The organism is Paenibacillus sp. J45TS6 (assembly GCF_018403285.1).
Lineage (GTDB): Bacteria > Bacillota > Bacilli > Paenibacillales > Paenibacillaceae > Paenibacillus.
Genome location: NZ_BOSJ01000004.1, coordinates 435,980 through 448,999 on the forward strand (window position 1 = coordinate 435,980; position 13,020 = coordinate 448,999).

14 protein-coding genes and 1 pseudogene are annotated in these 13,020 nt (G+C 41.5%); 8 read left to right on the forward strand and 7 right to left on the reverse strand.

All coding sequences use genetic code 11. From position 1 onward, the window contains the following. Positions 1 to 63 precede the first annotated feature (63 nt). A complete protein-coding gene (locus tag KJS58_RS09210; protein WP_213532212.1) occupies positions 64 to 1,113 on the forward strand; it encodes a hypothetical protein in 1,050 nt (349 codons plus the stop codon). Between the two features lie 197 nt (positions 1,114 to 1,310). Then, on the forward strand, positions 1,311 to 2,441 hold the full coding sequence (locus KJS58_RS09215) for a glycosyltransferase family 4 protein (RefSeq protein ID WP_213532213.1): 1,131 nt from the start codon (positions 1,311 to 1,313) through the stop codon (positions 2,439 to 2,441). Positions 2,442 to 2,449: 8 nt separating this feature from the next. On the opposite strand, the gene KJS58_RS09220 is transcribed toward KJS58_RS09215, so the two are convergent. After that, positions 2,450 to 3,499 (reverse strand): YkvI family membrane protein, encoded by a 1,050-nt coding sequence (locus KJS58_RS09220; protein ID WP_213532214.1) that lies wholly within the window; start codon positions 3,497 to 3,499, stop codon positions 2,450 to 2,452. A gap of 227 nt (positions 3,500 to 3,726) precedes the next feature. Here KJS58_RS09220 and KJS58_RS09225 point away from each other — a divergent pair, with 227 nt between their 5' ends. The 3 genes from KJS58_RS09225 (at position 3,727) to KJS58_RS09235 (ending at position 5,070) form a co-directional block, all read left to right on the forward strand. After that, positions 3,727 to 4,296, forward strand: coding sequence for a xanthine phosphoribosyltransferase (locus tag KJS58_RS09225; RefSeq protein ID WP_213532215.1), 570 nt, complete (start codon positions 3,727 to 3,729; stop codon positions 4,294 to 4,296). 122 nt (positions 4,297 to 4,418) lie between these two features. Beyond that, the gene (locus tag KJS58_RS09230; protein WP_160033066.1) at positions 4,419 to 4,745 is read left to right on the forward strand and encodes a hypothetical protein; all 327 of its coding nucleotides are present in this window, start codon (positions 4,419 to 4,421) and stop codon (positions 4,743 to 4,745) included. A gap of 106 nt (positions 4,746 to 4,851) precedes the next feature. After that, positions 4,852 to 5,070 carry a hypothetical protein gene (locus KJS58_RS09235; RefSeq protein ID WP_213532216.1) on the forward strand — a complete coding sequence of 73 codons (219 nt, stop codon included), beginning with the start codon at positions 4,852 to 4,854 and terminating at the stop codon, positions 5,068 to 5,070. A gap of 72 nt (positions 5,071 to 5,142) precedes the next feature. Here the strand turns inward: KJS58_RS09235 and KJS58_RS09240 are convergent, their stop codons facing one another. Continuing rightward, positions 5,143 to 5,514 carry a YhjD family protein gene (locus KJS58_RS09240; protein ID WP_213532217.1) on the reverse strand — a complete coding sequence of 124 codons (372 nt, stop codon included), beginning with the start codon at positions 5,512 to 5,514 and terminating at the stop codon, positions 5,143 to 5,145. Positions 5,515 to 5,707: 193 nt separating this feature from the next. Between KJS58_RS09240 and KJS58_RS09245 the strand changes: the two genes are divergently transcribed. Next, entirely contained in the window at positions 5,708 to 6,574 is an 867-nt protein-coding gene (locus KJS58_RS09245; RefSeq protein ID WP_213532218.1) for a divergent polysaccharide deacetylase family protein, read from the forward strand. Here KJS58_RS09245 and KJS58_RS09250 read toward each other — a convergent pair. Then, the gene (locus KJS58_RS09250) at positions 6,549 to 7,259 is read right to left on the reverse strand and encodes an N-acetylmuramoyl-L-alanine amidase family protein (RefSeq protein WP_213532219.1); all 711 of its coding nucleotides are present in this window, start codon (positions 7,257 to 7,259) and stop codon (positions 6,549 to 6,551) included. The genes KJS58_RS09245 and KJS58_RS09250 overlap by 26 nt on opposite strands. A gap of 166 nt (positions 7,260 to 7,425) precedes the next feature. Here KJS58_RS09250 and KJS58_RS09255 point away from each other — a divergent pair, with 166 nt between their 5' ends. Beyond that, positions 7,426 to 7,641: a YqzE family protein gene (locus KJS58_RS09255; RefSeq protein ID WP_213532220.1), complete on the forward strand. Its 216-nt coding sequence runs from the start codon at positions 7,426 to 7,428 to the stop codon at positions 7,639 to 7,641. 39 nt (positions 7,642 to 7,680) lie between these two features. Here the strand turns inward: KJS58_RS09255 and KJS58_RS09260 are convergent, their stop codons facing one another. The 3 genes from KJS58_RS09260 to KJS58_RS09270 form a co-directional block, all read right to left on the reverse strand. Then, positions 7,681 to 8,607, reverse strand: coding sequence for a hypothetical protein (locus KJS58_RS09260; RefSeq protein WP_213532221.1), 927 nt, complete (start codon positions 8,605 to 8,607; stop codon positions 7,681 to 7,683). Between the two features lie 187 nt (positions 8,608 to 8,794). After that, positions 8,795 to 9,754 carry a YqhG family protein gene (locus KJS58_RS09265; protein ID WP_213532222.1) on the reverse strand — a complete coding sequence of 320 codons (960 nt, stop codon included), beginning with the start codon at positions 9,752 to 9,754 and terminating at the stop codon, positions 8,795 to 8,797. Further along, positions 9,751 to 11,577 (reverse strand): DEAD/DEAH box helicase, encoded by a 1,827-nt coding sequence (locus KJS58_RS09270; RefSeq protein ID WP_249717067.1) that lies wholly within the window; start codon positions 11,575 to 11,577, stop codon positions 9,751 to 9,753. The genes KJS58_RS09265 and KJS58_RS09270 overlap by 4 nt, the downstream gene beginning before the upstream one ends. A gap of 229 nt (positions 11,578 to 11,806) precedes the next feature. Between KJS58_RS09270 and murB the strand changes: the two genes are divergently transcribed. After that, on the forward strand, positions 11,807 to 12,823 hold the full coding sequence (gene murB / locus KJS58_RS09275) for a UDP-N-acetylmuramate dehydrogenase (protein WP_213532224.1): 1,017 nt from the start codon (positions 11,807 to 11,809) through the stop codon (positions 12,821 to 12,823). Between the two features lie 39 nt (positions 12,824 to 12,862). Here the strand turns inward: murB and KJS58_RS09280 are convergent. After that, positions 12,863 to 13,020, reverse strand: a pseudogene (locus KJS58_RS09280) (IS30 family transposase); the annotation flags it as partial.

Consider the following 13,020-nt stretch of genomic DNA (forward strand, 5'->3'; position numbering starts at 1 on the left):
CTACTATGGATATCAGATACTCTTAAAGCAAGAGTGAAATGGTCTACAGGAGGTTAACAAAAGATGAGCTATCATATTCGGCTGCGGCCCGATTTGCGAACGGCAAATGGAGAAGTTCAAGATATTTTAATTGAAGACAGGTATGCCGGCACGCTTATTCTTGTCTTCCGGGAAGGCCATCGGCTTGCAGGTAGTGTTCAGCTGGATGCCAAAAGTGTTCCGCCGAAGGCCAAAGCAGAGATTCTTACTTATGTAAAGCAATATTTGCTGCAATATCGTGATGCGGTAGATGCCGAACATATTGATATTTTGTTAACCTGGGGCGAGGTGGAAAGTTTCCTCGAAGATGAGGATGGTTACGAGGAAGATACACTGCCGTCCGCCCCAGAGTCTATTATTCCTGAGCCAACGCCTCTTTTTCTATATGAAGATGAGAGCGGTGAAATGCAGATTGAGCTAATATCTGCCGGACGATTCGTGTCTTCGTTTGAACTGCAAAATGGGAAGGGACAGACGATAGCTCATGCGGTTCTAAAGCAGTATGGTACAGATATCCAGGGAGAAGTAGACTGGCTGAAGGAACCGCTAGAAGAGGAGCTTGAGTCTGCGGAAGAACTTTTAGTGGCCGAGGTGGATGATGGGGAGATTGATACCATTACCATTGAGATGAAATATAAAGATAATATGATTACAATCCTCGAACTCGTTAGACAAGATCATGCCTCTTACACAGCATCAGATGAGGCAGATGGTCCTGATTGGGATGAGGATGGAGTAGAACTGCAGTCTATCTTGGATCAAGGTGAAGAGGAAGCTGAAGAATCCTGTTATGTGAGGATGATTCGTCACGATCATGAGATTGTATCCTACGATCTATTTCTTCAGGAACACGGAGGATTACCTGTCGCTTCCGCTACTGTAGATATAAGTGAAGCAGCCGTTTCAGGATACATTGATTTCTATATAGAACCCTCGGAGGAACAGCGACATGATCTTGTCTTGGTCCTTTCCAAAGAAGTTGAAAAAGAGATCGATTTAAAACAGCTGCACATTACCATGTTATACCGAAATGTCGTTATTGATGAAATGCTGCTGACTTCGGATGAAGACTAAAAATAAATAACGTTATAAAACAAAAGGCATCCTTTTAGGGGTGCCTTTTTCTTATGTGTATAAAAAGGAAGAGACGCTTAGCCATCCTCTGTTTTTGTGAAAAGAATGGGGTACCTTCTTTACTAATTTACATAAGCTAAGATATCATGATGAAAGAATTACTTGATAAGATGACTACGAGAAAGGGGCTCTAATACATGCGATTGCTCCAAGCATTATTTTTCCCTCCTGAACAGCCGGGCGGGGTATCCTCCATGATTCCTTATATGCAAGAACGTTTTAGCAGCCCAAGATGGGAAATGGAATTGTTCTCCTTGCCAAAACGGATTCGGAATAAAGGCAGTGAAGAAGTTGTATTTGATACGTTTGATTGGACTCTTTATCAGGACAGTCCTGTGGTCACCAAATATATTCAAACATACCGTGATTACTTATGGTGGGTGAAGCTCAGGCTACATAAATCTTATGATCTTATTCATGCACATCATCCGATTGCCGGACTTGCTATGAAAGAAGCATTTCCTGAGGTTCCCCTCATTCAAACCATTCACTCTAGTTACGAGAGAGAACTCATTCTCAACGGAAGAATCAAAGAGGGGGGATTGGAACATAAGTTCCTGACTTCGCTCTATAAAGAAATGGAAGCTAAAGCGGATTGTCTTCTTACCGTTTCTGAATCATTTAAAGACTACTTGAGACCTTATATACAGCATCCTGAGAAGATTGATATTATTCCTAATGGATTTGATGAGAAACGGTTTAAGCCTGTCCCTCACGAAAATGAAGTGCCACAGCTTGTCACTGTATGCCGCCTTGTCCCTGCAAAAGGAATTGATATACTGTTGAGAGCTTGTTATGAGCTCAAAAAGAAAGGGCATGACTATGTCCTTCATATTATTGGGGATGGTCCGATCCGTTCCGAGCTTGAGAAGTTGGCACAGGATCTTGGCATATATAACGAAACTATATTTTATGGGTACACGCTTCATCCCGAGGAGTTTATGCCGTTCTTCGATATCTTTGTTCTTCCCTCGAGAGCAGAAGCGTTCGGTTCGGTATTTGCAGAAGCAGCCCTCAGTTCACTTGCACTTGTTGGTACGGATATTGGAGGAATAGCGGAACAGATTGAAGATGGAGTGAATGGTCTGCTTGTTCCCGAGAATGATCCTGTTGCTCTCGCTGAGGCACTGGAGAAAGTCATTCTTGATCCATCGTACCGATATGAACTGGCCCGTACGGCAAGTGAGAAGGCTAAATCAGAATACTCTCTAAGCCGTTCTGTTAATTTACTTAAGAAGCTGTATTTGCAGTATCAAGTATCCAGTTAAGAGAAGGGTTACTGCTTGCTGTGAAAGGAACCAAGCGGGCTTTTGATTAGATGAAAGACCCAAATTACCGCAAGCATCCCATAAATGGGATATAATATCGATAATAATGAACTGAATCCAAACTGGCTTACTAAATAACAAGTTAACATGATAAACAAGGTGATAAGTTTAGGAGATACTTGAAGATGCTGACGCACTTGTAGTGTAATTCCATAAATATCGGCAACAAACGTACTGAAAATTTCCATGAAGATAAGAATAACATAGATGATCTGTATGGCGGCCCCCAAAGCGAAGGCAATACTCCCCATTGGAATCTCAAACTGCTGAATTCCAGGCATGTAGGCGGACATAGCGAAGTGGGCCGTCATTAACATGCAGCCAATCCCGATCCCCCCAATCATTCCTCCATACTTGATTACGTTTCTATCTTTTAATTGGCTGCCAAGAGGTACAAGTATAGCTTGAGCCATAGCTAGGTTGAAGGACGTATACAAAAGCGGAGACAGCCAAGTGGCAAACATGCTGCGGTCCGGCTCAAGGCGGATAAAATTAGAAGCTGAGGGATGGTGAACCGTGCTGATGAGAATCATGAGCGATAACAAAAGCATGAAAGGCACAATGATACTGTTCAATTGCAAAATAGCTTTGATTCCTCGTCCAAGCAGTAAATAGGTGCCGATGAGGGTAATGAGAACTCCTGTTTGAAAGGATAGATGAAGATTTTCTACGAAGACAGAACCTGCACCTGCAAGTATTACACTATTAACCCCAATCAGAACAAATAAAGTGAAAAAACTAATCCATTTCCCTGCTTTTTTTCCAAAAAGCTCCCCGTTCAAGTCCTCATATGAATTCGCTCCGGTATCATGTGCGATCAGCATCATTTTAGTACCCAGCCATACGAATAGCAGGCTCGACAAGACGATGGTGAGTGTGGCCCATTTTCCATACTCCGTAAAAAATTGTAAGATTTCTTGGCCTGTGGCAAAGCCAGCCCCGACAATCGTGCCAATATAAGTGAATGCAACCTGTAAGACCTTGAAACCCTGTCTCATGCGTTTCCTCCTTGTCCGATCTGTATAACAACAGCTTATAGTCGTCCTAAAAAATAACTACTCGTACAAGGTATGCTCTTGTCCATCTGGACATGACAAAGAGTAAGAAGAGGAAAGTGTAAGGTAGATATAGTTACATACCAATGGAAGAAATAAACTTTCATATTGAAAGCCACCCATATTTTATGATACTTTTACGTCATAGGATGGGCTGGGAGGTCATAACATTGGAAGTACTAAAACAAAAAATTAGGGAACAGGGCGTTGTTATTTCAGATCAGGTTCTGAAGCTTGATGCATTACTGAATCACCAGATAGACCCTGCACTTACCATGCAGATGGGTCGCGAATTTGCGGCAAAATTTAGTGAAGATGGAGTCACACGTATCGTTACCGTTGAATCTTCAGGAATTCCAGTCGCTTTTGCTACTGCTGCAGAAATGGGAGTACCTCTTGTTTTTGCTCGAAGAAAGAAAACATTGCTGGCCGATCCGGATGCATATTGCGAACGTGTACCTTCGTTTACGAAGGGAATTGTAACGGATATTATGGTATCGCGTGAGTTTATTGGTCCAGAGGATCGGATTCTATTTATCGATGATATTATCGCGAACGGGGATGCAGCCAAAGGTGTCATTAAGATTATTCAACGTTCTGGAGCAGAACTCGTCGGATTTGGAGTTGTGGTTGAAAAGTGTTTCCAATCCGGTGCGAGCACCCTTCGTGAACAAGGGATTAGAGTAGAATCACTTGCGAAGATCAAGTCTCTGTCCGATGGCAAGGTCCACTTTGCTTAATTTTTTTAAACCACATTTTTCTTTTTAATTTATATTCTGGTTGCCTAATTTTGTTTAATGCCTTTGCATCACGTTTTTTATGGATTATAATAAAGGTAGGTTAGGGAGAGGAGGCAACACCCATGGGGAAAGAACCAAACGAACAGTATTTCCTTGATAAGTTAGCGCAGTCCAAAGTTCATTTTGAACGTGCCCTTGATTGTAAGCATACGGAGTTTGATGACCTTTATCCCTATATGCTTGAACATCCACAGTTCTTCTGGTATAAAAGGTATGTTGCTTGGTCTGAACTTCTCACTATTGTAAACCTGTGTGAAGAATTGTCCTTCTCATGGAAAGACGAATTTACACCTCACCAGGTCGAATATGTTGAACAGCGTGTGATGTCGGCGAAGGTGCTTGATTTCTGGTTCGAAAAGAACGACAGTAAAGAGCATGCTTCACGTTAATTTCTAGTGATTAGCCTAAAGACCTAAATGCATGCATTTAGGTCTTTTTTTGCATGTTAGAAGAGACAAGCTGCGAAGATCGCAGACGTAAGAAGGGGGATTATAAATGATAACAGATGAACGATTAAATGAACTCCGTGAGTCGGGTGAACGTGTTCGTGTCGTCAGAGACAATCTGGAAGTTAACGATGTGGTTGGTATCGTCGTGGCTTGGAGTGATGAACAAATTATGGTTCGCAAACGCAATCGGCGTATTGTAAAATTAGATCGGAATTATTTAATTCAGCTGGAAAGCGAGCCAAGACGGAGTCCTACAGACATATAACTTGCACTATACCGCCGTTCTTATTCTTATCCTCTTTCATAGAAAGGGCATAAGAGAGAGAACGGTTTTTTATTATATTTCGTGATTCATTCCACCAAGGTAAACTCTCATTCTAGAGTATAATTCATTTTTATACTGAGATAATGGAAAAACAACGCGCATCTCTTGTCCTCTTATTTTGGCATCTGCCCATAATCCTTCCTTATTTGATTTAATATTCGTAATCCGTATATCCTTTCGAGCAAACTCCATTTGTATTTCTGACAATAGTAAAGTTACACGCTCCATTCCACTGGACAGCACTTCTATATAAAGAACCGGAGTTCGAAGGAGCGGATGGTTTGTTAATACCTGCAGATCACGGTGAAAAATGCGGTCAACGAGCAATAACTGCAAATAGCTGCAAATCAGGTTTTGTTCTTCATATGATGTGTTTGCCTTCAAGTGAATCTCCCCTTTCTAAAATAAGAACTTATGTTCTTATTTTATGCTGTATTCAGCAAATTAATCAATGAATCGTTTACTAAATATAAGAAATTAGGTTTCTATAAAATCTCACATAATTTTTTGGATCTAAACCAATAATGTATATATCTCCAATAATAAGAAAAATTTCATATGGAAGGAGGGGGTGCACATGGCAACTCGCAAACAAAAACGAAGACAACTTAAGAAAAAAGTGCTGACTTCTTTTAGGCCGGGGAGTCTTAGCTTAATTGTATGGATGACAACGCTAAGTATAATAATAGCTGCAACAATAGGAGCGGTTCCGGTTCATGCTGAGCCTGTGAAGAAAATGGTTATCATCATTGATGACCTTGGTAATGGGATGAAAGGTACAGATGAAATGCTGAATATGCCGACTACATTAAATGTGGCGATCATGCCTTTCTTACCGACAACGAAAAGAGATGCAGAACTTGCTCATCAAAAGGGGATTGATGTGCTTGTTCACATGCCGATGGAACCTCGTAAAGGAAAAAGAGATTGGTTAGGTCCGGGCGCAATTACGACGGATTTGTCCGATGAGGAGATTCGCAAGAGAGTCAATGCAGCAATCGATGAGGTTCCCTATGCAGTTGCAATGAACAATCACATGGGATCTAAAGTCACTTCAGATCGGCGCATCATGTCCATTGTGCTGGATGTATGTAAAGAAAGAGGACTCTTTTTTGTGGATAGTAAAACCGATCAGCATTCGGTTGTGGCTGAACTCGCCGCAGAAAAAGGAATGCCGCCCGTGGAAAATGATATCTTTCTGGATGATCAGTACTCCATTAGCCATATATCAAGGCAGATGAGACTTGCTGAAGAAAAATTGAAGCAACAAGATATTTGTGTAACGATTGGACATGTCGGAGTGCCAGGGCTTATGACGGCAGGCATCATTAGAGATGCCATTCCCCGATTAACGGGGAAGGTCGAATTAATCAGCATCAGTGATATGGTGAAACAAGTATGGAACTGGAATCCAGATCTTACAATACCGACAAATAATAAATAATGCCTGCACTGATAGCTTCGGCTATTTTCTTTTGTCCACGGCTTGAGCTAAGCATCTCCCGATCTTGTAAGTTACTGATGAAACCGGCCTCAACGATAACGGCTGGTTTCTTTACATAATTGAGTAAATAAAAAGGTTTCCCCCATTCTACCTGGCGATCGGTTTGATACATCGTATTAAGTGAGCTTTGAATCGATTCAGCCAGCATATAACTTCTTCCTTCCCGCTGATGAAGGACGACAGGACCATGTGATTTTTCTTTTTTGCTCCAGTTAACATGAACACTGACAATAATTTCAGAGGGAAGTTCATCACTAAGTCCTTTTCGCTGTGCCAAGTCTTTTAAATGCCTGGAACGGCTTTTTAGCCAAGTGTTGTCATCGCTGAGTGCGTAATCTCCATTTCGATTCAGCACGACAGCATAACCTTTAGATTTTAGCATCATGTACACTTTTTGGGAGATGGAAAGATTAATGTTTTTTTCAAGTAAATCATCGGCCGATGTTCCTCCGTCAATCCCCCCGTGTCCTGCATCAATAATGATAACTGGATGGCGAAATGCAGCATGCGATACGTGATCATCTTCCTTTTGTGGAGCGGTTGGCGCTGCTGTTGCGTTCGCAGATCCGATAAGGAAAAGAAAAAGAAATAGTACAGAAAAACACATCGAAATTCGTCTTGGCATCTAAATTAAACCTTCCTTCCCGTGTGTTACTTATCATTTCAAACTCCTTACCATAGACTGTGCAAATTTTAATGTTTCATTCAGCTGAAATATTAATAATGTTTATTTAAATAGGTTCTCGTGCACACTAAGAAAAATAGCTGCTGGTCAAAGGGAGTGAATGGACATGGCTAAAGGAAATGATTTAATTAGATATATAACCGAGCAAGTGGTTGATTATATGGAAAAGCCGAAAGAAGAACGTAAATCCCAAAAAAAGAGAAAAGAACCTTGGCAGACAAAATGGTTTGGAATGCTTCCGCTTGGGGTATCCATGTGGGCAAAGGATAAGAAAAAAGTTCGCAATAAAAAAAAGAACCAGAATACAGCGTCTGATTCTTAAATTCAAAATGCCTTATTCCATTACGTGAAGGGATAGGGCTTATTTTATGTTTTCATGAAATTCCCCGTTTTCAATCAGTCTTTTCATGGGGATATACCTAATCAGGGATTGATCCGTGCCAACACGAACGTAAGAGACGGTAGTTGTACCAGGGCCAGCCCATGTTGCGTATCCTGAGATGGAAAGCGGTCCGCTGTACCACATATTGTGATCAGAAGAACTAAAGATGAGCTGGTTTGAAGTATAAAGTTTTTTCAGAAGCATAAGTTCAGACACGATAGGTACCGGAGTCGAAACCCGCCACTTGAGATTCTCGGAAGAATCAAAAAGGGGAGAGGTCTGTTGTATCGTTTGAATTGTATGGCTTGTGCCAATCCAATCGGAACGGCCATCTACAGTAAGTGGTTCAGCAAGCTTTTCTGGGTTATCAGGAAGTACATCTCCACTCCCAGCATCCACATATATTGTTTTCTCTTCTTTTTCAATCACCCAATATGATAATTTTCCTGTATACTGCATTTCATAAAGATTAGAATTTACCGCACTCTGTTCTTGGCGAGAAAGATGGCCCAGTGAGTATAACAATTCGGGATCAAAAACGGAGGAAGTACCTACCCCATATTCAGTAACCAGATACTTGATCTGAGATGCTTTCGTTTCTTCTATGGATGATTGTTCTGCTGTAATAATGAGGTAACCGGCGATCTCTTTTCCTTGATAAACATGCACAAGATAACTGTGCGTCCCGGGACCAAGCGGCATAATATGAAGACGGGAGTTAATAAAATCAGCAAATTCGCTGTATTGTGAAAGCTCTTTTATGGTATGCTCTGCAACCTGAAAGACGGGGGCAGGAGCGGTATTATGATTATAAGTAGAGCCTTGACCTGCATAGGATGGTGTATGGCTGGCGAAAGAAAAAATTAAGGTACACAACATGCTCAGCATGAGTTTTGTTCGTTTCAAGGAAATCACACCTTCTTTTCTGCAAGCATAAAAAGGCACCTGCTGTTCTTATCTACATTTTACCGATGAAAGAACGAGAAAGGTGCTGTTTACTGGAATAGACTTTAAGAAAGACATGCACTAGTTTTGACGAAAAAAGTGATGTTTCCTTTTCCTGTGCCGAAGATTGAGGAAACAGCCTCGCCCTTTACCTAAGATGCATAATTCCACAGCTAACCGTACTTACGTTAATTTTAGGTTCATACTGCCATTTCATTTCGCTGCGTCTGCGGTTATATTGTTCCTGGATAGGTAATTTTTGTTCTTCCTCTGGCTGTTCTTTCAGTAAATCTTCATAGTAAGTATCCAGAACAACGAGTTCTTCTTCTAAGCGTTTTTTGGCAGCATCTGCCCAGCTATAGTCAAGTAATCGAAGTTTGCCTTGGATATGTTTTTCTAGTGACTCAGCTGCTTGCTTGAGCGGAATTCGTCCCCCTTGAACATGCATATTATCCGGGAGTCTTGGACTGAGTTCTCTTTTATCCAGCACGAGTCCAAAGTCTTCTGCAATTCTGCCCGTCAGCAGTGAAATTCCTAGAAAATGAAGTTCCTCTCGTTTAAGGTCGCAAGATAGTTCTACTTTAAAGCAGACACTAAGCCATGGCTCGTAGGCTTTTGGAATGGAACCGCTGATCTGCCTTTTAGAAGGGAGCTCAAACAAGTTAACGTAAGCTCCACCTTCACGAGAAGCCGTGAAAATTTGTTTGAGTCGAGGGCAGCCATAGACTATAGGTTCACGAAGTACACGCCCCGGGCCAAGAACGGGGAGGGAAGGAACGTTTCCAAAGTAGCGCCCCAGCACTGCGTCTTGATTGGTTCCGGTTGTTCCGAGTTCCGCAGCCGATTCTAAACTGGCTTGCTGTTTTTGTATTTGTTCAGCCTTTTCATGCGCTTCTTGGTCAAAAATAAACGTAAAAGACATCGTCTCAGCAGGAGTGCCCGTCCGGTCTACGAATCCCCAGTAATAAGGACGATTGGTGAGTGCTTTATCCGCTTCTACTGATAATTTCACCGTAACATGAGCAGGAGATTTCTCAATCACTTGGCAATCCATTGCTTCAAGAAATGTCATAACATAAGACTGAACCTCATCTTTAGACATCGTCATAAGGAGCTCCCCCTTTTGCGGCTTTTGGTGGAAGAACCAGCTTGCTGCATTTTCATTGGATCCAGAACGCTGCCTACCGCATCTTTAACAAGTGAAGCGTCAGGATGCTGTTTGACCTCTTCTTTGAGCGAATGAATGTTATGAGACAGGGCATTCATTTTTTCATTGATTTCGTCTTCACTTGAGGATTCAAGTATGATTTTAGTGAGACTTTTCTCAATAGATTCTTGTTTCTCAAGACGTTCGAGGATAACGTCAAGTCCGCCGATAACCATTTCGAACATATTAATTTTTTCATGCAATAGGTGCAAAATATGCTCCTCAATGGTGCCGCGCGTTGCTAAATTATATATATTTACGTCATTTTGCTGACCAAGTCGGTGAACCCGCCCAATCCGCTGTTCGACTCGCATCGGATTCCAAGGCAGATCAAAGTTAATCATATTATGACAAAACTGCAGATTAATTCCCTCACCGCCGGCTTCTGTTGCGATCATGACTTGAACCCTTCCGCGAAATAGATCCATCATCCAGTCTTTTTTACCCCGGTTCATACCACCGCGGTAAGGTACTGCTGTTAGACCGCGGTCGCGGAAATAGTTAAGCAAATACTCCTGAGTAGCTCGGTATTCGGTGAAAACAATCACCTTCTCGTTCATTTCACGAATAAGCTCCATCGTTTTCTCTGCTTTGGTGTTCGCTTTTATCGCTTTGATATTAGCAACAAGATCCCAGATTCGGTCACGCCACGGGGAGTCTGGAGCCAATTTCTTAGATAGATTTACAAGAGTCACGAAAACAGCATCACGACTGCTGCATACCTCACGTTGTAAAGTTACCATCGAGAACATACTAGTCATATTACCTCCCGCTGAATGGAACTGGTCTTTTACGAAAGCGGTAACTCCATCATAAAGAGCTTGCTCTTCCGGTGAGAGGGTGAGATTAATATTTGTAACTTTACGTTTCGTAAATTGAACAGGCCCTTCGCCTCTGCGATTACGGATCATGACTTTAGCCAGCTCATCCTTCAGCTGATCCTCATTTTTCGCCATTCGTTTATCAACCACAAAATTAGCGGCAAAGTCGCCTTGACGTCCTAGTTGTCCTGGTTTTAAAAGAGTAATGAGATTGAATAACTCACTTAAATCATTTTGGACCGGCGTTGCGGTTAACAAAAGACAATACTTTTTACGAAGTTTCAGCATAAATTGATAATTCGATGTTTTTTTATTTTTTAATTTATGAGCTTCATCAACGATAATCATATCGTAGTCGGTACTCATGAGGATCTCTTGATGGGGGTCGCGTTTGGCTGTATCCATGGAAGCGACAACAATATCATTTTGCCAAGAGTACGCTTTTTTCTGTGCGACAGCCGGTATTCCAAACTTTGAATTGAGTTCCCTTACCCATTGCAGTACAAGTGATGCAGGGACAAGAATAAGGACTTTAGATACGAGTCCGCGAATTAAATATTCTTTTAAAATGAGGCCCGCTTCAATCGTTTTCCCAAGACCTACTTCGTCTGCAAGAATGGCACGCCCCGACATTTCAAACAGCACTCTGCGAGCAGTGTCAATCTGATGCGGCAAGGGTGTAAGCTCAGGGATATGTTTTAAGCACTGCATATCATCAAAACTTGGTATGAGTCCTCTTTCTTCAGCCTCAACGGCAAGCTGAAAAAGACGATAGTCGCCCCATGGTCCGCCTTTGTCTAGTCTATTTGTAAGTTCATCAAGCCAATTTTGATCAAAGTGAATTGGAACGGGCAGCGGTTCGGGCTGAAAGATCGCGCGAGCGGGTGATATTTTTCTATTCACTGGTGTTATTGCCTCCCCTGTCGTCTCATAAGTCTTCATAGTATGGACGAAAGCGAAGAGATTCATAACTAAATCAGCATTTTACGATAGAAGCGATAGGATAAAGATCATGAAATTATTTGACTTACCATAGGCGCGTATACATAATGGCTACATACAATATAATTGTATATAATGGTTAGACATCATGAAGCGATTTTGTTTTGTACAGCAGTAGGAGGGACACAGGGTGAATAAACAATTCATACAAAGTAATGCAGATTTATCAGCTTATTCTACTTATGAGATCGGAGGCAAAGCTAAATATCTAGCTGCGCCTGCCACAATAGAGGAATTAACTTCTGTACTAGAATTTGCAAAAGAAAAAGAATTAAAACCATTTTGGTTTGGCATGGGATCGAACATCCTATTTCCGGACGAACCAAAAGAAGATATGATCTTTATCAGTCTTAAAGAACTGAAAGAAACTTATATTGATGAGAAGGGCTGGTTTGTTTCTGCCGGTATGCCGATGTCGCATCTGTCGCTTATTGGCCTTGCTTCAGGAACAGCTGACTTTGATTTTTGCTTTCTGCTTCCAGGAACGGTTGGCGCAGGAATCTATATGAACGCGAAATATTATAACAGACAAATTTGTGACATTCTTGATACTGCCTTTTATATTGATTTAAAAGACCCAGAATTCAAAGTGCAGACCATTCATGTAGATGGATGCGGGTATAGTTACAAAAATTCGATCTTTATGAATAATGATTGGATTATTGTGGGGGCATACTTAAACCATCCTGACTTTAGCGCGCTTGAGCAAGGAATACGTGAAGTGGAAAGACTAGAGCAAGTCGTAGAATATCAAAATCCATCTGTCTTGCCTAATTTCTATAAATACTACACTACAATGGCCGAGACTTGGGCACAGGATCATGAGGCAGAGGTTCCTGAATCTTTCAAAAGCGTAATTCAGGATCGCGGAAGTAAGTTTCATTTTGATTATCCTTCTTGCGGATCGGTGTTCAAAAATAACTACAATTTTGGTGAACCCATGGGTAAAGTGGTCGATCGGCTGAACATGAGAGGAACGGTGCACGGGGGTGCATCTATTTCATCTTGGCATGGAAATATGATTGTGAATCAAGGAAATGCAAAAGCAGAAGATATCGTATATTTGGTTGAACAAGTGAAAAAATCAGTGAATGAAGCATTTGATTTTATCCCGGAAGAAGAACTCATTATTGTAGAAAAGAAATAAGATTGTACACAAATTAATCCATTATAAAATGACGGATTGTCAATCCAAGTGCGACACTTCATACTCAAAAGATTCGTGGGCTGTTTTCCATCCTAAACATTTTCTTGGTCTGTTGTTAATGAGATGGAGGGCATGTTCCAATTCTTCATCACATACCTCTGCGAAGTCTTTTCCTTTTGGAAAGAACTCTCGTAACA